Source organism: Streptomyces sp. NPDC035033 (assembly GCF_040636735.1).
Taxonomy (GTDB): Bacteria; Actinomycetota; Actinomycetes; order Streptomycetales; family Streptomycetaceae; genus Streptomyces.
Genome location: NZ_JBEZUZ010000011.1, coordinates 90963 through 111139, shown reverse-complemented (window position 1 = coordinate 111139; position 20177 = coordinate 90963). Strand labels below are relative to the sequence as shown.

Sequence of the window (20177 nt, the reverse complement as noted above, 5' to 3'; positions counted from 1 at the left end):
CACACTCTTTCCCACCCCCACGCTCTTCCGATCTTAACTGACCGGGTGGCTCGCTGGAGCCGCTGCGCATTAGGGGAAGGCCCCGCACCGGACGGTGCGGGGCCTTCTCGCGTTTCCGTGCGCCGCGGCTCACGGCCGCCAGGACCAGGGCCGTCCGTCCGGCCCCAGGCCCACCACCGTGATCCCCCGGGCGCCCACGTGGAGCGCGGGCGCCCCCACCGCCACCGGGCCGCCGGTCCGGGTCCGCAGCCGGCCCCCGGCCCGCACGCACGCCCGCCCCGCCGCGTCCGTCCCCAGCAGCACCGTGCCCAGCGCGCCGGAGCGCGCCGCCCGCACCTCCCCGTGGCCGTCCAGGCCCGCGTCGGCGCCGTCCGGGCCGAGCAGCCGCGCCGAGGCCGGCGCCCGGAAGTACAGCCCGCCGTCCGCGCTCGCCACCGTCGAACCCGACAGCGGCAGCGCCCCCGGCGCCTCCCGCCCGTCCACCCAGTGCCGTACGGACTTCCGGCCCGCCGCGTACAGGTGGACACGGCCCGCCGCGTCCGCCGAGACCGCGAATCCGTCCTGCACCACCGCGTCCCCCGGCAGCGCCCGCCACGGCCCCCAGGAGCCGTCCGGCGCGCGGACCCGCTCGGCGACGCCCCGCGCCGCGTTCCGCACGTAGAGGCGGACCCGCCCGTCCGGGGCCGCCACCGCCACCGGGGCACCGAGCCGGCGGCTGCGCTCCGCGCCCCGGTCCGGGGTGCCGAGACCCCGCCAGGGCAGGAACGGCCCGCCGGGAGAACGCTGTTCGAGGAGGACCACCTCCCGCCGGTTCGGCCCGCCATGCCCCTCCAGGGCCGCGAACCGCACCCCGAAGAGCAGCAGCCGCCCGTCCGGCAGCACCGCCGAGCCCAGCGACGGCGCCAGCGGCCCGCCGCCCAGGTCCTCCGGGCCGCCCCACACCCCGGGCGCCGTCTCCCGCAGCCGGACCGCCCGCAGCCCCGCCACCGCGTACGCGGCGAGCCGCCCGTCCGGCTCCTCGGCGAGCCGCGGACCGGCGCCCGGCCAGCGGTGGTGCGTCGAGCGGACCCAGCCCTTGCGGTTGGTCAGCGGCCGGTCGCCGCCCACGCCGTAGTCCCCGCACCCCGAGGGGTTCCCGCACGCCCAGGACGGATCGCCGCCGTACGGGACGAGCCGGGCCGCCTTCCCCGCCAGCACCCCCGGCGGCAGGTTCTTCGGCCAGTGCCGGTTGTAGTAGCCGCGGAAGGCGCTCGCCGCGAAGACCGGCACCGGCGCCCCGGCCCGCACCTCCTCCGCCACCCAGCGCACCAGCGCCGCCCAGCTGAAACAGGCCACCGCCGTGTGGTCCCCGTGGTCCGAGTAGCCCGGCTGCTCGGAGTTCCGGCGGCGGGTCGCGTCGTCCCCCGGCTGGACGTCCGGATCCGGGTCGAGGGTGTGCACCACCGTCGGCCGGTAGCGGCGCAGCAGCCCGGTCAGGGCCGCCACCAGACCGTCGTGGTCGTACGGCCCCGAGCGCGCGACCGGCGAGCCCGCCGAGCGGTGCGCGGGCAGTTCGAGCGCCCCCCGGTCCTCCCACAGCGCGGGCAGCGCCATGTACCGGCGCGGGGTGTGCATCGGCAGGTCCAGGAAGAGCAGTTCGACCCGGCGCCCGCCGTGCTCCAGGACCGCCCGTTCGGCCGTCCGGCCGCCGCCGAGCGCCAGCGCGCCGCGCCGCCACGGCGTGAAGCGCGGCAGGCCCAGCGCCTCCGCGTAGCTCTGCCGCAGGCCCTGGCGGCGGGCGGAGGAGTACGCGGCCCGGTCCGGCGCGGCCGGGGGCATGCCCGCGACCCGGTTGACCCCGGTGTGCTCGCCGGCCGTCACGTAGACCGAGACCAGCGGCACCCCGGCGTCGAGCAGCCGCTGCGCGTCCGGGTTCATGAAGTACAGGTCGTCGTCCGGGTGCGCGACGATCTGGAACAGCAGCGCCCGGCCCGGCTCCCCGGTGGCGAGCGCCTTGCCCGGCGCCGGGTCGGCGGCCGGGGCGGTCCGGCGCGGGGCCGGTACGGAGCAGCCGGCGGCGACCGTGGCGGCCAGGCCCGCCAGGGCGGCGGCCAGGAGCGTACGGCGGGACGGTCTGTGCACGTCGGATGGCCCTTCCCCCGGGATCGGTCCCTGGCTAGACGGCTGTCGCGGGGCCGGGGTTGCCCGTCGGCGGGCGGTCCGGGGACGTCTCGCATGCCGGACGGACCGGAATGCTTACTGGTGCGTGCATTCACATGGGTGTAACAGTGGGGTCCTGCGGCGGTCCCACAGGTGCGGGGGCGCGCGAGGACGCCGCTCGTCAACGGCTCGGCAACGGCGCCGAGTCCCGCACCGCTTCCCTGGCGCGCAGCCGTGCCAGAAGGGGGTACTCCGTGCCGTCCCAGCCCACCGCCGCGACCACCGCCGCCCGGTCCGCGCTCGACGCCCTGCGCGTCGAGATCGAGCGCCGCAACCCGGCCCAGCCCGAGTTCCACCAGGCCGTCCACGAGGTGCTCGACACCCTCGCGCCGGTGCTCGCCGCCCGCCCCGAGTACGCCGAACCCGGCCTCCTGGAGCGGCTCGTCGAGCCCGAGCGGCAGATCATCTTCCGGGTCCCGTGGCAGGACGACCGCGGCCGCACGCACGTCAACCGCGGCTACCGCGTCGAGTTCAACAGCGCGCTCGGCCCGTACAAGGGCGGCCTGCGCTTCCACCCGTCGGTGAACCTCGGCATCGTCAAGTTCCTCGGCTTCGAGCAGATCTTCAAGAACGCCCTCACCGGCCTCGGCATCGGCGGCGGCAAGGGCGGCAGCGACTTCGACCCGCACGGCCGCAGCGACGCCGAGGTCATGCGCTTCTGCCAGTCCTTCATGACCGAGCTCTACCGCCACCTCGGCGAGCACACCGACGTCCCCGCCGGCGACATCGGCGTCGGCGGCCGGGAGATCGGCTACCTCTTCGGCCAGTACCGGCGGATCACCAACCGCTGGGAGGCCGGCGTCCTCACCGGCAAGGGCACCGGCTGGGGCGGCTCCGCGATCCGCCCGGAGGCCACCGGCTACGGCAGCGTCCTCTTCGCCGCCGCGATGCTCCGCGAGCGCGGCGAGGACCTGGAGGGCCAGAGCGCCGTCGTCTCCGGCTCGGGCAACGTGGCGCTGTACACGATCGAGAAGCTGCTCGCCCTCGGCGCCAACCCGCTGACCTGCTCCGACTCCAGCGGCTACGTCTACGACGACAAGGGCATCGACCTCGACCTGCTCAAGCAGGTCAAGGAGGTCGAGCGCGGCCGGGTCGCCGACTACGCCGAGCGGCGCGGCGGCTCCGCCCGCTTCGTCCCCGGCGGCCGCGTCTGGGAGGTCCCCGCCGACGTCGCCCTGCCGTCCGCGACCCAGAACGAGCTGGGCGAACAGGACGCCGCCGCGCTGATCCGCAACGGCGTCAAGGCCGTCGCCGAGGGCGCCAACATGCCCACCACCGCCGAGGCCGTCCACCTCCTCCAGCGGGCCGGCGTCGCCTTCGGCCCCGGCAAGGCCGCCAACGCGGGCGGCGTCGCCGTCAGCGCCCTGGAGATGGCCCAGAACCACTCCCGTACGTCCTGGACCGCGGCCCGGGTCGAGGAGGAGCTGGCCGCGATCATGACCGGCATCCACCGCACCTGCCACGAGACCGCCGAGCGGTACGGCGCCCCCGGCGACTACGTCACCGGCGCCAACATCGCGGGCTTCGAGCGGGTCGCGGACGCGATGCTGGCGCAGGGCGTGATCTGACCCCGTTCCCCGCCCTCCGACCCCCCGGAAGAATTTTCTTCGAAGATCTTTCCGGGGGATGTCGAGGATCCCCGCCCCGCTCCGACCGTAGGGTGACAGCGCGCCGCGAGGGCGCGCGGGGACGGGGAGGAACCCGAAGATGAAGTACGTCGCGATGATCTACGGCAACCAGGCCAAGTGGGACTCCTTCCCGGCCGAGGCGTGGCCCGAGGCGATCGCCCGCCAGGAGGCCTTCAACCGGAAGTACCGGGAGACCGGCGAGCTGATCGGCGCGTACGGGCTCGCCGACGCGGCCGCCGCCCAGCTGGTGCGCCGCGAGGGCGGCGCCCCGGCCGTCACCGACGGCCCCTACCTGGAGACCAAGGAGTACCTGGCCAGCTTCTACCTGCTGGACTGCGAGTCCCCGGAGCGCGCCCAGGCGATCGCCGCGGACATGCCCTTCGCCGACGTGGACCCGGTGGAGCTGTGGCCGGTCCTGCACGAGTCCGCGGCGGACGTGTGAGCGAGCCGGCCGGCGTCGAGGAGCTGCTGCGGGCGAGCGCCCCGCGGGTCCTCGGCGCGCTCGTCCGCCGCCACGGCGACTTCTACGGCTGCGAGGACGCCGTCCAGGAGGCGCTGATCGCGGCGGCCCGGCAGTGGCCGGAGCAGGGCGTGCCCGAGCGGCCGGGGAGCTGGCTGCTCGCGGTCGCCCAGCGCAGGTACGTCGACCAGGTGCGCAGCGAGGCCGCGCGCCGGCGCCGCGAGGACGCGCTCGCGCTCGCCATCCCGGCGGCGGAGCTGCTCGCGCCCGCCGCCGACGAGGCGGGGGAGGAGGCGGACGACTCGCTCGCGCTGCTCTTCCTCTGCTGCCACCGGGACCTGTCGCCGCCCAGCCGGATCGCGCTGACCCTGCGCGCGGTCGGCGGTCTCACCACGGCGCAGATCGCCGCCGCGTTCCTGGTGCCGGAGGCGACGATGGCGCAGCGGATCAGCCGCGCCAAGCAGACCGTCCGGGCGGCCGGGGACGTGCTGGCGCTGCCGGAGGGCGAGGACCGCACGGCCCGGCTCGCCGAGGTCCGGCACGTGCTCTACCTGGTCTTCAACGAGGGGTACACGGCGAGCGGCGGCGAGGAGCTGACCGCGCCGGAGCTGTCCGCGGAGGCGATCCGGCTGGCCCGGCTGCTGCACCGGCTGGTCCCCGAGGACGCCGAGACGGCCGGCCTGCTGGCCCTGATGCTCCTCACCGACGCCCGCCGCCCGGCCCGCACGGGCCCGCACGGCGAACTGGTGCCGCTGGCCGAGCAGGACCGGAGCCGCTGGGACGCGGCCCTGGCCGCGGAGGGCATCGCCCTGATCAGCCGCACCCTGCCGCGCGGCCGGGTCGGCCCGTACCAGATCCAGGCGGCGATCGCGGCGGTGCACGACGAGGCGGAGTCGGCGGAGGCGACCGACTGGCCGCAGATCCTCGCCCTGTACGAGCTCCTGGAGCGGACCGGCCCCAACCCGATGGTCACCCTGAACCGCGCGGTGGCGGTCGCCATGGTCCACGGCCCCGGGGCGGGCCTCGCCCTGCTCGACGTCCTGGCCGCCGACAAGCGGCTGGCCCGCCACCACCGCCTCCTGGCGACCCGGGCCCATCTCCTCGAACTGTCCGGCGCCCCGGAGGCGGCGGCGACGGCCTACCGCGAGGCGGCCCGCCGCACGACCAGCGCGCCGGAGCGCCGGCACCTGACGGAGCGGGCCCGGCGGCTGGGCTGAGCCCGTACGGCCCACGCGGCGTCGAACGGTCCCCCGGCGGTGGTGACGGCGCGGTGCGGAGCGTGCCGGGGCCATGGCCTCCCCCGAGGGGAAGCCGGCGCGTTCACGAGGCCGCGCGCCCCTCGCGTGTGCCCGTACGTGACGTGGGGTACAGTCTTCGCCCCCGATTGGCGGCCCGGAGGGGCCGTATGGCAGACTAGCGGGGTTGCTCGGTTGAGTGCCGATGCTGCGCGCCTCCCGCCGGGGGGACCGGAAGCGAGTCCCACAGTACTCGTCGCTCCTTCTCAGGAGCGGACGTACGGGAATCTTCCGGGAAGCGTCAGCGGGGTACCGGCCAGGCACCCGGCGGGTGTCCACCCCCGCTCCGCGGTCCTCGGCCCGCACCCCCTTGGTTGGGAAATCCTTCGGGAGTTCTTCGTAGAGGGAGTGCGACACGCCCGACCGCGTGGGTCGGAGGAAGGACGCGAACCCCCCGGGTTCCGGAGCGTTACGAAGAGACAGGACTACGAAGTAGCCATGGCGGGACAGAAGATCCGCATCCGGCTCAAGGCCTACGACCACGAGGTCATCGACTCCTCGGCGAAGAAGATCGTCGAGACGGTGACCCGCACTGGTGCGTCGGTCGCGGGCCCGGTGCCGCTGCCCACTGAGAAGAACGTGTACTGCGTCATCAAGTCGCCGCACAAGTACAAGGACTCGCGCGAGCACTTCGAGATGCGCACGCACAAGCGCCTCATCGACATCCTCGACCCCACGCCGAAGACGGTTGACTCGCTGATGCGTCTCGACCTGCCGGCGGGCGTCGACATCGAGATCAAGCTCTGAGGTGACGCGCGAGATGGCTAAGAACATCAAGGGCATCCTGGGCGAGAAGCTCGGCATGACGCAGGTCTGGGACGAGAACAACCGGGTCGTCCCGGTGACCGTCGTCAAGGCCGGCCCGAATGTCGTGACCCAGGTGCGTACGAACGACGTCGACGGCTACGAGTCGGTCCAGATCGCCTTCGGCGAGATCGACCCGCGCAAGGTGAACAAGCCCCTCAAGGGCCACTTCGCCAAGGCCGACGTCACCCCGCGCCGTCACCTCGTCGAGATCCGTACCGCTGACGCCAGCGAGTACACCCTCGGCCAGGAGATCACCGCCGAGGTCTTCGAGGCGGGCATCAAGGTCGACGTGACCGGCAAGAGCAAGGGCAAGGGCTTCGCCGGTGCCATGAAGCGCCACAACTTCCGTGGTGGCAAGGCCTCCCACGGTGCCCACCGCGTGCACCGCAAGCCCGGTTCGATCGGTGGCTGCGCCACCCCGGGCCGCGTCTTCAAGGGCATGCGCATGGCCGGCCGCATGGGCAACGAGCGCGTGACCACCCAGAACCTGACCGTTCACGCCGTTGACGCGGAGAAGGGCCTGCTGCTCATCAAGGGCGCGGTTCCTGGTCCGAACGGCGGCCTCGTCCTGGTCCGCACCGCGGCCAAGGGGGCCTGAGGATATGAGCACCATTGACATTCTGTCGCCCGCGGGCGACAAGGCGGGGACCATCGAGCTCCCGGCCGAGATCTTCGACGCCAAGGTCAGCGTCCCGCTGATCCACCAGGTCGTCGTCGCGCAGCTTGCGGCCGCCCGCCAGGGCACCCACAAGACCAAGACGCGTGGCGAGGTCCGCGGTGGTGGCAAGAAGCCTTACCGCCAGAAGGGCACCGGCCGCGCCCGTCAGGGTTCGACCCGCGCCCCGCAGTTCGCCGGTGGTGGCGTCGTGCACGGTCCCGTGCCGCGTGACTACTCGCAGCGGACCCCGAAGAAGATGAAGGCCGCCGCCCTCCGCGGTGCCCTCTCCGACCGGGCGAACCACTCCCGCATCCACGTCGTCACCGGCGTGGTCGAGGGTGAGGTCTCCACCAAGGCCGCCAAGACGCTGTTCGGCAAGATCTCGGAGCGCAAGAACCTGCTCCTGGTCGCCGAGCGCGCCGACGAGGCCGCGTGGCTGTCCGCCCGCAACCTGCCCCAGGTGCACATCCTGGAGCCGGGCCAGCTGAACACGTACGACGTGATGCGATCCGACGACGTGGTCTTCACCCAGGCCGCGTTCGAGTCCTTCGTGTCTGGCCCCAAGGCCGCTGACAACGAGGGGAACGAAGCCTGATGGCCGAGATCACCAGCAAGACCTTCACGGACCCGCGCGACGTCCTCGTCAAGCCGGTTGTCTCCGAGAAGAGCTACGCGCTGCTCGACGAGAACAAGTACACGTTCATCGTCGCGCCGGGCGCCAACAAGACGCAGATCAAGCAGGCCGTCGAGGCGGTCTTCTCGGTCAAGGTCACCGGGGTCAACACGATCAACCGCCAGGGCAAGCGCAAGCGCACCCGCACCGGTTTCGGCAAGCGCGCCAACACCAAGCGCGCCATCGTGACCCTCGCCGAGGGCAACCGAATCGACATCTTCGGCGGCCCGACCGCCTGACGGCGGTCGAGTCGTCCGATATCGGACGAGGACTGAGAAATGGGTATCCGCAAGTACAAGCCGACGACGCCGGGCCGCCGTGGCTCCTCCGTCGCCGACTTCGTCGAGATCACGCGGTCCACGCCGGAGAAGTCGCTGGTCCGCCCCCTGCACAGCAAGGGCGGCCGTAACAACACCGGTCGTGTGACCGTCCGTCACCAGGGCGGTGGCCACAAGCGTGCCTACCGCGTGATCGACTTCCGTCGTCACGACAAGGACGGCGTGCCGGCCAAGGTCGCTCACATCGAGTACGACCCCAACCGCACCGCGCGCATCGCGCTGCTCCACTACGCGGACGGCGAGAAGCGCTACATCATCGCTCCCAAGGGTCTGACGCAGGGTGACCGCGTCGAGAACGGCCCGGGCGCGGACATCAAGCCCGGCAACAACCTGGCCCTCCGCAACATCCCGGTCGGTACCACGATCCACGCGATCGAGCTCCGTCCCGGCGGTGGCGCCAAGTTCGCCCGCTCCGCGGGTGCCTCCGTGCAGCTGCTTGCGAAGGAGGGCACCATGGCCCACCTCCGCATGCCGTCCGGCGAGATCCGTCTGGTCGACGCCCGCTGCCGCGCCACCATCGGCGAGGTCGGCAACGCCGAGCAGTCGAACATCAACTGGGGCAAGGCCGGCCGCAAGCGCTGGCTGGGCGTCCGCCCGACCGTTCGCGGTGTGGCGATGAACCCGGTTGACCACCCGCACGGTGGTGGTGAGGGCAAGACCTCCGGTGGTCGCCACCCGGTCTCCCCGTGGGGTCAGAAGGAGGGTCGTACTCGTTCGCCGAAGAAGGCTTCGAACAAGTACATCGTCCGCCGCCGCAAGACGAACAAGAAGCGCTAGGAGCGGGTTTAGATGCCGCGCAGTCTCAAGAAGGGACCCTTCGTCGACGGCCACCTCATCAAGAAGGTGGACGCTCAGAACGAGGCCGGTACCAAGAACGTCATCAAGACCTGGTCCCGTCGCTCCATGATCATCCCGGCGATGCTCGGGCACACGATCGCGGTGCACAACGGCAAGACCCACGTCCCGGTGTTCGTCACCGAGTCGATGGTCGGGCACAAGCTCGGCGAGTTCTCGCCGACGCGTACCTTCCGGGGTCACGTCAAGGAAGACCGGAAGTCGAAGCGCCGCTAGTAGCGGATCGCATTCAGACACGTAAGTAACTGAAGGGACAACCATGGAAGCCAGGGCCCAGGCGCGGTACATCCGCGTCACGCCCATGAAGGCCCGCCGCGTGGTGGACCTGATCCGTGGCATGGATGCCACGGAGGCTCAGGCTGTTCTGCGATTCGCTCCGCAGGCAGCCTCCGTGCCGGTCGGCAAGGTGCTCGACAGCGCCATCGCCAACGCCGCGCACAACTACGACCACACGGACGCCTCTTCGCTGTTCATCAGCGAGGCGTACGTCGACGAGGGCCCGACCCTGAAGCGGTTCCGTCCGCGTGCCCAGGGCCGTGCCTACCGGATCCGCAAGCGGACCAGCCACATCACCGTGGTCGTCAGCAGCAAGGAAGGAACCCGGTAATGGGCCAGAAGGTTAACCCGCATGGGTTCCGGCTCGGCATCACCACGGACTTCAAGTCCCGCTGGTACGCCGACAAGCTGTACAAGGACTACGTCAAGGAAGACGTCGCCATCCGTCGGATGCTGACGTCCGGCATGGAGCGCGCCGGCATCTCCAAGGTCGAGATCGAGCGCACCCGTGACCGTGTCCGCGTGGACATCCACACCGCTCGTCCGGGCATTGTCATCGGTCGCCGCGGCGCCGAGGCCGACAAGATCCGCGGCCAGCTGGAGAAGCTGACCGGCAAGCAGGTCCAGCTGAACATCCTCGAGGTCAAGAACCCCGAGGTCGACGCTCAGCTCGTGGCCCAGGCCGTCGCCGAGCAGCTCTCCTCCCGCGTCTCCTTCCGTCGGGCCATGCGCAAGAGCATGCAGTCCGCCATGAAGGCCGGCGCCAAGGGCATCAAGATCCAGTGTGGTGGCCGTCTCGGCGGCGCCGAGATGTCCCGCTCGGAGTTCTACCGCGAGGGCCGTGTGCCGCTGCACACGCTCCGCGCGAACGTCGAGTACGGCTTCTTCGAGGCCAAGACGACCTTCGGCCGCATCGGCGTGAAGGTCTGGATCTACAAGGGCGACGTCAAGAACATCGCCGAGGTCCGCGCCGAGAACGCCGCCGCCCGCGCCGGCAACCGTCCGGCCCGTGGCGGCGCTGACCGCCCGGCCGGCCGCGGTGGCCGCGGTGGCGAGCGTGGCGGTCGCGGTCGCAAGCCGCAGCAGGCTCCCGCTGCCGAGGCCCCCAAGGCCGAGGCCGCCGCCGCTCCGGCTGCCGAGAGCACCGGAACGGAGGCCTGACCGAAATGCTGATCCCCCGTAGGGTCAAGCACCGCAAGCAGCACCACCCGAAGCGCAATGGCATGTCCAAGGGTGGCACGCAGGTTGCGTTCGGCGAGTACGGCATTCAGGCCCTCACCCCGGCCTACGTGACCAACCGCCAGATCGAGGCCGCGCGTATCGCGATGACCCGCCACATCAAGCGTGGCGGCAAGGTCTGGATCAACATCTACCCGGACCGCCCGCTGACGAAGAAGCCCGCCGAGACCCGCATGGGTTCCGGTAAGGGTTCGCCGGAGTGGTGGATCGCGAACGTCAAGCCCGGTCGGGTGATGTTCGAGCTGTCCTACCCGAACGAGAAGATCGCGCGTGAGGCTCTGACTCGTGCGGCCCACAAGCTGCCGATGAAGTGCAAGATCGTTAAGCGCGAGGCAGGTGAGCTGTGATGTCGGCCGGTACCAAGGCGTCCGAGCTGCGCGAGCTGGGCAACGAGGAGCTTGTGGCCAAGCTCCGCGAGGCCAAGGAAGAGCTGTTCAACCTCCGCTTCCAGGCGGCGACGGGCCAGCTCGAGAACCACGGCCGTCTGCGGGCGGTCCGTAAGGACATCGCCCGGATCTACACCCTCATGCGCGAGCGTGAGCTCGGCATTGAGACGGTGGAGAACGCCTGATGAGCGAGAACAACGTGACTGAGAAGACCGAGCGCAACGCCCGCAAGGTCCGCGAGGGCCTGGTCGTCAGCGACAAGATGGACAAGACCGTCGTCGTCGCCGTCGAGGACCGCGTCAAGCACGCGCTGTACGGCAAGGTCATCCGCCGTACGAACAAGCTCAAGGCTCACGACGAGCAGAACGCCGCCGGCATCGGTGACCGCGTCCTCCTGATGGAGACCCGGAAGCTGTCGGCGACGAAGCACTGGCGCGTCGTCGAGATCCTCGAGAAGGCCAAGTAATCCCTCCTAGGGGGACCCCCTAGGAACAGTTCCGCCAGGCTCGGCAGGGGCACTCCGGTGCCCCTGCCGGGAACCGGCAGACAATCAGGAGATAGACGTGATCCAGCAGGAGTCGCGACTTCGCGTCGCCGACAACACTGGTGCCAAGGAGATCCTTTGCATCCGTGTTCTCGGTGGCTCGGGTCGCCGCTACGCGGGCATCGGTGACGTCATCGTCGCCACCGTCAAGGACGCGATCCCCGGTGGCAACGTGAAGAAGGGTGACGTCGTCAAGGCGGTCATCGTTCGCACCGTCAAGGAGCGCCGCCGCCAGGACGGCTCGTACATCCGCTTCGACGAGAACGCCGCCGTCATTCTGAAGAACGACGGCGACCCTCGCGGCACCCGTATCTTCGGCCCCGTCGGCCGTGAGCTGCGCGAGAAGAAGTTCATGAAGATCATCTCGCTCGCGCCGGAGGTGCTGTAAGCATGAAGATCAAGAAGGGCGACCTGGTCCAGGTCATCACCGGCAAGGACAAGGGCAAGCAGGGCAAGGTCATCGCGGCCTACCCCGCCGAGTCCCGCGTCCTCGTCGAGGGTGTCAACCGGGTCAAGAAGCACACCAAGGCCGGCCCGAACCAGGCCGGCGGCATCGTGACCACCGAGGCCCCGGTCCACGTCTCCAACGTCCAGCTGGTCGTGGAGAAGGACGGCAAGAAGGTCGTCACGCGTGTCGGTTACCGCTTCGACGACGAGGGCAACAAGATCCGCGTTGCCAAGCGGACGGGTGAGGACATCTGATGGCTACCACCACTCCGCGTCTCAAGACGAAGTACCGCGAGGAGATCGCGGGCAAGCTGCGTGACGAGTTCAAGTACGAGAACGTCATGCAGATCCCCGGCCTCGTGAAGATCGTGGTCAACATGGGTGTCGGCGACGCCGCCCGTGACTCGAAGCTGATCGAGGGCGCCATCCGCGACCTCACCACGATCACCGGTCAGAAGCCGGCCGTCACCAAGGCCCGCAAGTCCATCGCGCAGTTCAAGCTGCGTGAGGGCCAGCCGATCGGTGCGCACGTCACCCTCCGCGGCGACCGCATGTGGGAGTTCCTGGACCGCACCCTGTCGCTGGCGCTGCCGCGCATCCGCGACTTCCGCGGCCTGTCCCCGAAGCAGTTCGACGGCCGTGGCAACTACACCTTCGGTCTCACGGAGCAGGTCATGTTCCACGAGATCGACCAGGACAAGATCGACCGTGTCCGGGGTATGGACATCACCGTGGTGACCACGGCGACCAACGACGACGAGGGCCGTGCCCTTCTGCGTCACCTCGGCTTCCCGTTCAAGGAGGCGTAAGCGAGATGGCGAAGAAGGCTCTCATCGCGAAGGCTGCCCGTAAGCCCAAGTTCGGTGTGCGTGCGTACACCCGCTGCCAGCGCTGCGGTCGCCCCCACTCCGTGTACCGCAAGTTCGGCCTGTGCCGCGTGTGCCTCCGTGAGATGGCTCACCGTGGCGAGCTGCCGGGCGTGACCAAGAGCTCCTGGTAATTCCCCCTCGCCCCACGGGCGTTGAGGAATGACCGGAGTCTCTCGGTAGGCATTGGGTTGGCGGACTCCCACCCCCGTATGGCTTAGGCTAGTGGGGTTGGGCGTCCGCCGCCCGTACGACTTACTACGCCGTAGGTCCACCGCACCGCACCCGCCCCGTCTCGGATCGGGGAGAGGGATGGTGCACCAGGAAACCCCGGCGAGAGAGGCCGAAGGCCAATTCATGACCATGACTGATCCGATCGCAGACATGCTCACGCGTCTGCGTAACGCGAACTCGGCGTACCACGACACCGTGACGATGCCGCACAGCAAGATCAAGTCTCACATCGCGGAAATCCTCCAGCAGGAGGGCTTCATCACGGGCTGGAAGGTCGAGGACGCCGAGGTCGGCAAGAACCTCGTCATCGACCTGAAGTTCGGTCCGAACCGTGAGCGCTCCATCGCGGGCATCAAGCGGATCTCGAAGCCGGGCCTCCGGGTTTACGCGAAGTCCACCAACCTGCCGAAGGTCCTCGGCGGCCTGGGCGTGGCGATCATCTCCACGTCCCACGGTCTCCTGACCGGCCAGCAGGCTCAGAAGAAGGGCGTGGGTGGGGAAGTCCTCGCCTACGTCTGGTAGTCGGGAACGGAGGAAAAGCCAATGTCGCGAATCGGCAAGCTCCCCATCACGGTTCCCGCCGGCGTGGACGTCACCATCGAGGGCCGCACGGTCACGGTGAAGGGTTCCAAGGGCACCCTGACCCACACCGTCGCCGCGCCGATCGAGATCGTCAAGGGCGAGGACGGCGTTCTGAACGTCACCCGTCCGAACGACGAGCGTCAGAACAAGGCCCTCCACGGCCTGTCCCGCACGCTGGTGGCCAACATGATCACCGGTGTGACCCAGGGGTACGTCAAGGCGCTCGAGATCAGCGGTGTCGGTTACCGCGTGGCCGCGAAGGGCTCCGACCTGGAGTTCCAGCTCGGCTACAGCCACCCGATCCTGGTGGAGGCCCCCGAGGGCATCTCCTTCAAGGTCGAGTCGCCGACCAAGTTCTCGGTCGAGGGCATCGACAAGCAGAAGGTCGGCGAGGTCGCCGCGAACATCCGCAAGCTGCGGAAGCCCGACCCGTACAAGGCCAAGGGCGTCAAGTACGCGGGCGAGGTCATCCGCCGCAAGGTCGGAAAGGCTGGTAAGTAAGCCATGGCATACGGTGTCAAGATCGCCAAGGGCGACGCTTACAAGCGCGCCGCGAAGGCGCGTCGTCACCTGCGCATCCGCAAGAACGTGTCGGGTACGGCGGAGCGTCCGCGTCTCGTCGTGACGCGTTCCAACCGCGGTATCACCGCGCAGGTCATCGATGACCTGAAGGGTCACACCCTGGCGTCGGCGTCCCACCTGGACGCTTCGATCCGCGGTGGCGAGGGCTCGAAGTCCTCGCAGGCCCAGCAGGTCGGCGCCCTGGTCGCCGAGCGCGCCAAGGCCGCCGGTGTCGAGGCCGTCGTGTTCGACCGTGGTGGCAACAGGTACGCCGGGCGCATTGCCGCTCTGGCTGACGCCGCCCGCGAAGCCGGGCTGAAGTTCTAAGCCCCGGTTCCGGGACTAACGGACGTAACAGAGAGAGGTATTCCAATGGCTGGACCCCAGCGCCGCGGCAGCGGTGCCGGTGGCGGCGAGCGGCGGGACCGGAAGGGCCGCGACGGTGGCGCTGCCGCCGCCGAGAAGACCGCGTACGTTGAGCGCGTTGTCGCGATCAACCGCGTCGCCAAGGTTGTGAAGGGTGGTCGTCGCTTCAGCTTCACCGCGCTGGTCGTGGTGGGCGACGGTGACGGCACCGTGGGTGTCGGTTACGGCAAGGCCAAGGAGGTGCCGGCCGCCATCGCCAAGGGTGTGGAGGAGGCCAAGAAGCACTTCTTCAAGGTCCCCCGTATCCAGGGCACCATCCCGCACCCGATCCAGGGTGAGAAGGCCGCGGGCGTCGTCCTGCTCAAGCCGGCTTCCCCCGGTACCGGTGTGATCGCCGGTGGCCCGGTGCGCGCCGTCCTGGAGTGCGCCGGCGTCCACGACATCCTGTCGAAGTCGCTCGGCTCCGACAACGCGATCAACATCGTGCACGCGACCGTGGAGGCCCTGAAGGGCCTGCAGCGTCCCGAGGAGATCGCGGCCCGCCGCGGTCTGCCGCTCGAGGACGTCGCTCCCGCGGCTCTGCTCCGTGCGCGTGCTGGGGCGGGTGCGTAATGGCTCGCCTCAAGATCACGCAGACGAAGTCGTACATCGGCAGCAAGCAGAACCACCGCGACACCCTGCGTTCGCTCGGGCTCAAGCGCCTGAACGACGTGGTCGTCAAGGAGGACCGCCCCGAGTTCCGCGGCATGGTGCACACCGTCCGCCACCTCGTGACGGTTGAGGAGGTCGACTGATCATGGCGGAGAACAACCCGCTCAAGATCCACAACCTCCGTCCCGCCCCGGGCGCCAAGACCGCCAAGACCCGTGTGGGTCGTGGTGAGGCGTCGAAGGGTAAGACGGCCGGTCGTGGTACCAAGGGCACCAAGGCCCGCTACCAGGTTCCGGAGCGCTTCGAGGGTGGGCAGATGCCCCTCCACATGCGTCTCCCGAAGCTCAAGGGCTTCAAGAACCCGTTCCGCACCGAGTACCAGGTCGTGAACCTGGACAAGCTGGCCGCGCTCTACCCGCAGGGTGGCGAGGTCACGGTGGCCGACCTGGTCGCCAAGGGCGCGGTGCGCAAGAACCAGCTCGTCAAGGTGCTCGGCACCGGCGAGGTCTCCGTGGCGCTGCAGGTGACGGTCGACGCCGTCTCCGGCTCCGCCAAGGAGAAGATCACCGCCGCCGGCGGCACCGTCACCGAGCTCGTCTGAGCTCCGGTCTGACGTAGACGAAAGCCTGGCCGGCACCCTCCGGGGTGTCGGCCAGGCTTTTTTCGTGCCCGGGATCCTCCTCGGACCGGACCGGACCGGACCGGGCCGGACCGGGCGGCTCAGGCGGCGGCGGGGATCAGGCCCCTCGCCGTGAGACCGGCCTGGAGCCGGCTCTCGACCCCGAGCTTGGCGAGGACCTGGGTCACGTACATCTTGACCGTCGTCTCCTTGATGCCGAGCATCCGCGCGATGCGCTGGTTGGTCAGGCCGTCGGAGAGCAGGTCGAGCACGGCCTGCTCCCGCGCGGTGAGCTGCGGAAAGCGCAGCCGCGGGCCGGTCAGCTCCTCGGCCATGCTCCGGGGGAAGTAGATGAAGCCGGCCAGCGCCGCGGAGAAGGCGCGGTCGAAGTCCTGCGGGGTCGCGTCGTCCGGCAGGAAGCCGTGGAGACCCGCGGAGATGCTGGAGGCGTTCATCAAGGACCGGGCCGCCTGCCCGAAGACGATGACCCGCGAGCCGCGCGAGACGCGCTGCAGGCGGGTGAGGACGGCCGGCGCGCTGTCGGGGATCCGGGCGGGGCCGAGCAGGACGATGTCCGGGGCCCCGGCGGACACCGCCTCGTACAGGCCCGGACCCGTGGCCGTGCTGATGCTTGTTACGTACGCGAACTCTTCGACGATCCGCTGGATCCCGGCCACCTGCGTCGGCCTGTCGTCGACGACCAGGACGTGGGCGCCTGTCTGCGTGTTCATATCCCCCCGTTTGGGACGTGGTCCGGGGGCGGTGCATGGCGATGTCCCCCGCCACCGCCCCGCTGTTCCTTCCGGTCGGTTGCGAGTGTAATGACAGAAGGGCCGGCGCCAGGGGTGAATAAAGGGGAACGGTCAGGCGGTGCCGGCGGGGCGGCAGTCCTGCCAGCCGGGGCGCCAGGCCGGAAGCGCGCCCGCCCGGTCGAGCCGGGTGCCGGTGATCACCGAGCCGATCTGTCCGTCCGGGCCCTTGATCGTGACCCGTCGGTCGGGATAGCGGCCGCCGGCGTCCGCGTACGCGGTGGTGACCAGGCCGGCCGTGGTGGACCACCGCCGGGTGCCGTCCGGCTCCCGCCGGGCGGCGGGCGGGACGGCGACGGGACCGAAGAGCTCGTCGGTGATCACGTCGACCCGGCTCGGCCGCGGCTGCGGGGTCTCCTCCGTCACCGCGCGGCACGACCGCCAGTCGCGCACGGTGATGGTCTCGGGCCGGCCGGCTTCCCAGAGGCGCTCCTCCGTCACCTTCCCGGCGGAGGTGGTGACCACGCGGAGCGTCCTGACCGCGCCGTCCAGGTGCTCGACGTGCATCTCGACGTGCCGTGCCGCGGTGCCGTCCCCCGCGGGGCCGATCAGCACGGCCTCGTCGAAGGCGATGCGGGTGAAGGACGGCGCCGCGCCGACGGCACCCCGGTCGGCTGGCGCCGTCCCGGCGTCCGTGCCGAGGTCCGTGCCCGCCGCCACTCCGGCCGCCACGGCGGCGACCACGAGGACGGCTCCCGCCGCGCCTGCCCACTGCGACTTCTTCACGCTGACTGGTCCTGATCCGTTCGTGTGATCGTTCGGGTGGTCGTGGGACGACGGACAGGGGCCGCTCATGAGGACATGAGCGGCCCCTGTCCGCGGGGAGGGACCCCGCGCGGGGGACGGGTCAGCAGGTGAACCGGTTCTGGGGGCCCGAGCCGCGGCCGACGCGCGGCTCCTCGCCGTTGCTGCCGCCGCGCACGGTGCCGAACATCCGGTACGTGAAGGTGCCCTTGCCCTGGCACTTCCACTCGAGGGTGCGGACGGAGCGGTTGCCGACCCAGCTCGCGCTGGCGAGGCCGGACCAGCCGTGCCAGCGGTGGTACTGCAGGGTGGCGCCGAGGGTGAAGCCGCTGCAGTTGTTGACGGTCTGGTAGGTGCCGCGGGAGTAGTTGGTGATGCCCGTGCGCGCCCGGTTCTCCTTCCACGGCTTGCTCAGCTTGAGGTTGCAGGTGGCCGCGGCGGCGGTGGCGGAGGCGTCCGACTGCACGACCGCGGTCCGCTCGGCGGGGCGCGCGGCGGGCTCGGCGGCCGAGGCGGTGGCCGGCGCCGCCAGCAGGAGCGCGGCGGCGCAGGCGGAGGCGGCTGCCATGGACTTCTTCATCGGTGTTTCCCCCAGGTACGGAAGACGGGCCGGCTCCCGTGGTCGTCGGGAGCCTCTGGTCCCCAGTCTTCTGAGGGCGCCGGGGGAGTGTCATCCCGGCCGATGGTCGGCCGCACCCCCGACGAAAGGAGGGGTGTGCCGGGGCGGGCCCCGTGAGATTCGGGGTCCCGCGGCCTGATGGAGACGTTTCCGCTGGACTCGGCAGCCGGGTATGGTATCCGCTGTTAGCGTCCCCGGCAGTCTGTGGTAGGTACACAGGACTGCCGTCTTCTGTACCTGCTCATCATCCACAATTGACCGTTGCCCTCACGCGCGCTACGCGGGGGTCGCAGGAGGCACCGTGCTCACCGCGTTCGCCCGGACGTTCAAGACGCCCGACCTGCGCAAGAAGCTGCTCTTCACACTCGGCATCATCGTGCTGTACCGGCTCGGGGCGCACGTCCCCGTCCCCGGCATCAGCTACGAGGCCGTGCAGATGTGTGTCAAGCAGGCCAGCGAGGGCGACAACAGCCTGTTCGGCCTGATGCAGATGTTCAGTGGCGGTGCGCTGCTGCAGATCACCATCTTCGCGCTCGGCATCATGCCGTACATCACGGCGAGCATCATTCTCCAGCTGCTGACTGTCGTGATCCCGCGCCTCGAAGCCCTCAAGAAGGAGGGACAGGCCGGTACCGCGAAGATCACGCAGTACACCCGGTACCTGACCGTGGCCCTCGCCATCCTCCAGGGCACCGGCCTCGTCGCCACCGCCAAGAGCGGCGCGCTCTTCAGCGGCTGCTCCGTCGCCAACCAGGTCGTCCCGGACCCGTCGATCTTCACGATCGCCACCATGGTCATCACGATGACCGCGGGCACCGCCGTCGTCATGTGGCTCGGTGAGCTCATCACCGACCGCGGCATCGGCAACGGCATGTCGATCCTGATGTTCATCTCGATCGCCGCCGGCTTCCCGAGCGCCCTGTGGGCCATCAAGAAGAGCGGCAAGCTCGCCCAGGGCTGGATCGAGTTCGGCGTCGTCATCCTGGTCGGCTTCGTGATGGTGGCCCTCGTCGTCTTCGTCGAGCAGGCCCAGCGCCGCATCCCGGTGCAGTACGCGAAGCGCATGATCGGCCGGCGTTCCTACGGCGGTACGTCCACGTACATCCCGCTGAAGGTGAACCAGGCGGGTGTGATTCCTGTCATCTTCGCGTCGTCGCTGCTCTACATCCCGGCCCTGGTCGCGCAGTTCTCGGACTCCACCGCCGGGTGGAAGACCTGGATCGAAGCCCACTTCGTCAAGGGTGACCACCCCTACTACATCGCCACGTACTTCCTCCTGATCGTGTTCTTCGCCTTCTTCTACGTGGCGATCTCGTTCAACCCCGAGGAAGTCGCCGACAACATGAAGAAGTATGGTGGCTTCATCCCGGGTATCCGGGCTGGTCGACCTACTGCCGAGTACTTGAGCTACGTGCTCAACCGGATCACTTGGCCGGGCTCGCTGTACTTGGGTCTGATCGCTCTTGTGCCGACGATGGCGTTGGCAGGCTTCGGCGGTGCCAATGCCAACTTCCCCTTCGGTGGAACGAGCATCCTCATCATCGTGGGTGTCGGGCTGGAGACCGTGAAGCAGATCGAGAGCCAGCTCCAGCAGCGCAATTACGAAGGGTTCCTCCGCTGATGCGAATCGTCCTCGTCGGACCGCCCGGGGCCGGCAAGGGAACGCAGGCCGCGTACCTTGCCCAGAACCTGGCCATCCCGCACATCTCCACGGGTGACCTGTTCCGTGCCAACATCTCGCAGGGCACGGCGCTGGGCCAGGAGGCGCAGTCGTACATGAAGGCCGGTCAGCTCGTACCGGACTCCGTGACGATCGGGATGGCCAAGGACCGCATGGAGCAGTCGGACGCCGAGGGCGGCTTCCTGCTCGACGGGTTCCCGCGCAACGTGGCCCAGGCCGAGGCCCTGGACGACATCCTCAAGGAGGGTGGCGTCCAGCTCGACGCGGTCCTGGACCTGGAGGTCCCCGAGGACGAGGTCGTGAAGCGGATCGCGGGCCGCCGCATCTGCCGCAACGACTCCGCGCACGTGTACCACGTGACGTACAACGCTCCGAAGACCGAGGGCGTCTGCGACGTCTGCGGCGGCGAGCTCTACCAGCGCGAGGACGACTCCGAGGAGACCGTCCGCCGGCGCCTGGAGGTCTACCACACGGAGACCGAGCCGATCATCGACTACTACCGGGCGCAGAACCTGGTCGTGACGATCTCCGCGCTCGGCAAGGTGGACGAGGTCACGGCGCGCGCGATGGACGCGCTGAAGAAGTAACCCCACGCTCACGCGGTACGGCCGCGGTGCCCCTGACGGGCGCCGCGGCCGTA

30 protein-coding genes are annotated in these 20177 nt (G+C 70.0%); 26 read left to right on the top strand and 4 right to left on the bottom strand.

The window, feature by feature from the left end:
- Positions 1 to 129: 129 nt before the first annotated feature.
- Positions 130 to 2121 carry a PIG-L family deacetylase gene (locus tag AB0E83_RS07695; RefSeq protein ID WP_362107415.1) on the bottom strand — a complete coding sequence of 664 codons (1992 nt, stop codon included), beginning with the start codon at positions 2119 to 2121 and terminating at the stop codon, positions 130 to 132.
- Between the two features lie 272 nt (positions 2122 to 2393).
- Here AB0E83_RS07695 and gdhA point away from each other — a divergent pair, with 272 nt between their 5' ends.
- The 24 genes from gdhA (at position 2394) to rplO (ending at position 15666) form a co-directional block, all read left to right on the top strand.
- Positions 2394 to 3767 carry an NADP-specific glutamate dehydrogenase gene (gene gdhA, locus AB0E83_RS07690; protein ID WP_362107412.1) on the top strand — a complete coding sequence of 458 codons (1374 nt, stop codon included), beginning with the start codon at positions 2394 to 2396 and terminating at the stop codon, positions 3765 to 3767.
- A 139-nt stretch (positions 3768 to 3906) separates the two neighbouring features.
- The gene (locus AB0E83_RS07685; protein WP_362107409.1) at positions 3907 to 4269 is read left to right on the top strand and encodes a YciI family protein; all 363 of its coding nucleotides are present in this window, start codon (positions 3907 to 3909) and stop codon (positions 4267 to 4269) included.
- Entirely contained in the window at positions 4266 to 5504 is a 1239-nt protein-coding gene (locus tag AB0E83_RS07680; protein ID WP_362107407.1) for a DUF6596 domain-containing protein, read from the top strand. Before AB0E83_RS07685 ends, AB0E83_RS07680 begins: the two co-directional genes overlap by 4 nt.
- Before the next feature lie 516 nt (positions 5505 to 6020).
- Complete coding sequence (gene rpsJ, locus AB0E83_RS07675) at positions 6021 to 6329, top strand: 30S ribosomal protein S10 (RefSeq protein WP_003948644.1); 309 nt, start codon at positions 6021 to 6023, stop codon at positions 6327 to 6329.
- Between the two features lie 13 nt (positions 6330 to 6342).
- Entirely contained in the window at positions 6343 to 6987 is a 645-nt protein-coding gene (gene rplC / locus AB0E83_RS07670) for a 50S ribosomal protein L3 (protein ID WP_031012092.1), read from the top strand.
- A 4-nt stretch (positions 6988 to 6991) separates the two neighbouring features.
- Positions 6992 to 7642: a 50S ribosomal protein L4 gene (gene rplD / locus AB0E83_RS07665; protein ID WP_282694358.1), complete on the top strand. Its 651-nt coding sequence runs from the start codon at positions 6992 to 6994 to the stop codon at positions 7640 to 7642.
- On the top strand, positions 7642 to 7959 hold the full coding sequence (gene rplW / locus AB0E83_RS07660) for a 50S ribosomal protein L23 (protein ID WP_030494253.1): 318 nt from the start codon (positions 7642 to 7644) through the stop codon (positions 7957 to 7959). Before rplD ends, rplW begins: the two co-directional genes overlap by 1 nt.
- 39 nt (positions 7960 to 7998) lie before the next feature.
- Positions 7999 to 8835, top strand: coding sequence for a 50S ribosomal protein L2 (gene rplB, locus AB0E83_RS07655; protein WP_030494254.1), 837 nt, complete (start codon positions 7999 to 8001; stop codon positions 8833 to 8835).
- Between the two features lie 12 nt (positions 8836 to 8847).
- On the top strand, positions 8848 to 9129 hold the full coding sequence (rpsS, locus tag AB0E83_RS07650; protein WP_030759378.1) for a 30S ribosomal protein S19: 282 nt from the start codon (positions 8848 to 8850) through the stop codon (positions 9127 to 9129).
- A gap of 43 nt (positions 9130 to 9172) precedes the next feature.
- Positions 9173 to 9520: a 50S ribosomal protein L22 gene (gene rplV, locus AB0E83_RS07645; RefSeq protein WP_009327087.1), complete on the top strand. Its 348-nt coding sequence runs from the start codon at positions 9173 to 9175 to the stop codon at positions 9518 to 9520.
- Positions 9520 to 10350, top strand: a complete 831-nt coding sequence (gene rpsC, locus AB0E83_RS07640; protein WP_030759375.1) for a 30S ribosomal protein S3 — start codon at positions 9520 to 9522, stop codon at positions 10348 to 10350. Before rplV ends, rpsC begins: the two co-directional genes overlap by 1 nt.
- 5 nt (positions 10351 to 10355) lie before the next feature.
- Positions 10356 to 10775 (top strand): 50S ribosomal protein L16, encoded by a 420-nt coding sequence (rplP, locus tag AB0E83_RS07635; RefSeq protein ID WP_030494257.1) that lies wholly within the window; start codon positions 10356 to 10358, stop codon positions 10773 to 10775.
- Positions 10775 to 10999, top strand: coding sequence for a 50S ribosomal protein L29 (gene rpmC, locus AB0E83_RS07630; protein ID WP_030494258.1), 225 nt, complete (start codon positions 10775 to 10777; stop codon positions 10997 to 10999). Before rplP ends, rpmC begins: the two co-directional genes overlap by 1 nt.
- The gene (rpsQ, locus tag AB0E83_RS07625) at positions 10999 to 11280 is read left to right on the top strand and encodes a 30S ribosomal protein S17 (protein ID WP_123454679.1); all 282 of its coding nucleotides are present in this window, start codon (positions 10999 to 11001) and stop codon (positions 11278 to 11280) included. Before rpmC ends, rpsQ begins: the two co-directional genes overlap by 1 nt.
- Positions 11281 to 11377: 97 nt before the next feature.
- Positions 11378 to 11746: a 50S ribosomal protein L14 gene (gene rplN, locus AB0E83_RS07620; protein WP_003956455.1), complete on the top strand. Its 369-nt coding sequence runs from the start codon at positions 11378 to 11380 to the stop codon at positions 11744 to 11746.
- A gap of 2 nt (positions 11747 to 11748) precedes the next feature.
- Positions 11749 to 12060: a 50S ribosomal protein L24 gene (rplX, locus tag AB0E83_RS07615; protein ID WP_282694363.1), complete on the top strand. Its 312-nt coding sequence runs from the start codon at positions 11749 to 11751 to the stop codon at positions 12058 to 12060.
- The gene (gene rplE / locus AB0E83_RS07610; protein WP_265864084.1) at positions 12057 to 12614 is read left to right on the top strand and encodes a 50S ribosomal protein L5; all 558 of its coding nucleotides are present in this window, start codon (positions 12057 to 12059) and stop codon (positions 12612 to 12614) included. The genes rplX and rplE overlap by 4 nt, the downstream gene beginning before the upstream one ends.
- Before the next feature lie 5 nt (positions 12615 to 12619).
- Entirely contained in the window at positions 12620 to 12805 is a 186-nt protein-coding gene (locus AB0E83_RS07605; protein WP_003956452.1) for a type Z 30S ribosomal protein S14, read from the top strand.
- A 223-nt stretch (positions 12806 to 13028) separates the two neighbouring features.
- Complete coding sequence (gene rpsH, locus AB0E83_RS07600) at positions 13029 to 13427, top strand: 30S ribosomal protein S8 (RefSeq protein ID WP_031012103.1); 399 nt, start codon at positions 13029 to 13031, stop codon at positions 13425 to 13427.
- Between the two features lie 21 nt (positions 13428 to 13448).
- Positions 13449 to 13988 (top strand): 50S ribosomal protein L6, encoded by a 540-nt coding sequence (rplF, locus tag AB0E83_RS07595; protein WP_031012105.1) that lies wholly within the window; start codon positions 13449 to 13451, stop codon positions 13986 to 13988.
- 3 nt (positions 13989 to 13991) lie between these two features.
- Positions 13992 to 14375 carry a 50S ribosomal protein L18 gene (gene rplR, locus AB0E83_RS07590; RefSeq protein WP_128985126.1) on the top strand — a complete coding sequence of 128 codons (384 nt, stop codon included), beginning with the start codon at positions 13992 to 13994 and terminating at the stop codon, positions 14373 to 14375.
- A 45-nt stretch (positions 14376 to 14420) separates the two neighbouring features.
- Positions 14421 to 15026, top strand: a complete 606-nt coding sequence (rpsE, locus tag AB0E83_RS07585) for a 30S ribosomal protein S5 (RefSeq protein ID WP_030201551.1) — start codon at positions 14421 to 14423, stop codon at positions 15024 to 15026.
- Complete coding sequence (gene rpmD / locus AB0E83_RS07580; RefSeq protein ID WP_005313525.1) at positions 15026 to 15208, top strand: 50S ribosomal protein L30; 183 nt, start codon at positions 15026 to 15028, stop codon at positions 15206 to 15208. Before rpsE ends, rpmD begins: the two co-directional genes overlap by 1 nt.
- Positions 15209 to 15210: 2 nt before the next feature.
- A complete protein-coding gene (rplO, locus tag AB0E83_RS07575) occupies positions 15211 to 15666 on the top strand; it encodes a 50S ribosomal protein L15 (protein WP_362107397.1) in 456 nt (151 codons plus the stop codon).
- 119 nt (positions 15667 to 15785) lie between these two features.
- On the opposite strand, the gene AB0E83_RS07570 is transcribed toward rplO, so the two are convergent.
- The 3 genes from AB0E83_RS07570 to AB0E83_RS07560 all read right to left on the bottom strand — a co-directional run bounded on the left by AB0E83_RS07570 (position 15786) and on the right by AB0E83_RS07560 (position 17817).
- Positions 15786 to 16415, bottom strand: a complete 630-nt coding sequence (locus tag AB0E83_RS07570; protein ID WP_362107394.1) for a response regulator transcription factor — start codon at positions 16413 to 16415, stop codon at positions 15786 to 15788.
- Positions 16416 to 16547: 132 nt separating this feature from the next.
- A complete protein-coding gene (locus tag AB0E83_RS07565) occupies positions 16548 to 17219 on the bottom strand; it encodes a hypothetical protein (protein ID WP_362107391.1) in 672 nt (223 codons plus the stop codon).
- Positions 17220 to 17340: 121 nt separating this feature from the next.
- On the bottom strand, positions 17341 to 17817 hold the full coding sequence (locus AB0E83_RS07560) for a hypothetical protein (protein WP_362107389.1): 477 nt from the start codon (positions 17815 to 17817) through the stop codon (positions 17341 to 17343).
- A 340-nt stretch (positions 17818 to 18157) separates the two neighbouring features.
- Here AB0E83_RS07560 and secY point away from each other — a divergent pair, with 340 nt between their 5' ends.
- Together secY and AB0E83_RS07550 are read left to right on the top strand one after the other, a co-directional pair.
- On the top strand, positions 18158 to 19477 hold the full coding sequence (gene secY, locus AB0E83_RS07555) for a preprotein translocase subunit SecY (RefSeq protein ID WP_362107386.1): 1320 nt from the start codon (positions 18158 to 18160) through the stop codon (positions 19475 to 19477).
- Complete coding sequence (locus tag AB0E83_RS07550; protein ID WP_362107383.1) at positions 19477 to 20124, top strand: adenylate kinase; 648 nt, start codon at positions 19477 to 19479, stop codon at positions 20122 to 20124. The genes secY and AB0E83_RS07550 overlap by 1 nt, the downstream gene beginning before the upstream one ends.
- Positions 20125 to 20177 lie beyond the last annotated feature (53 nt).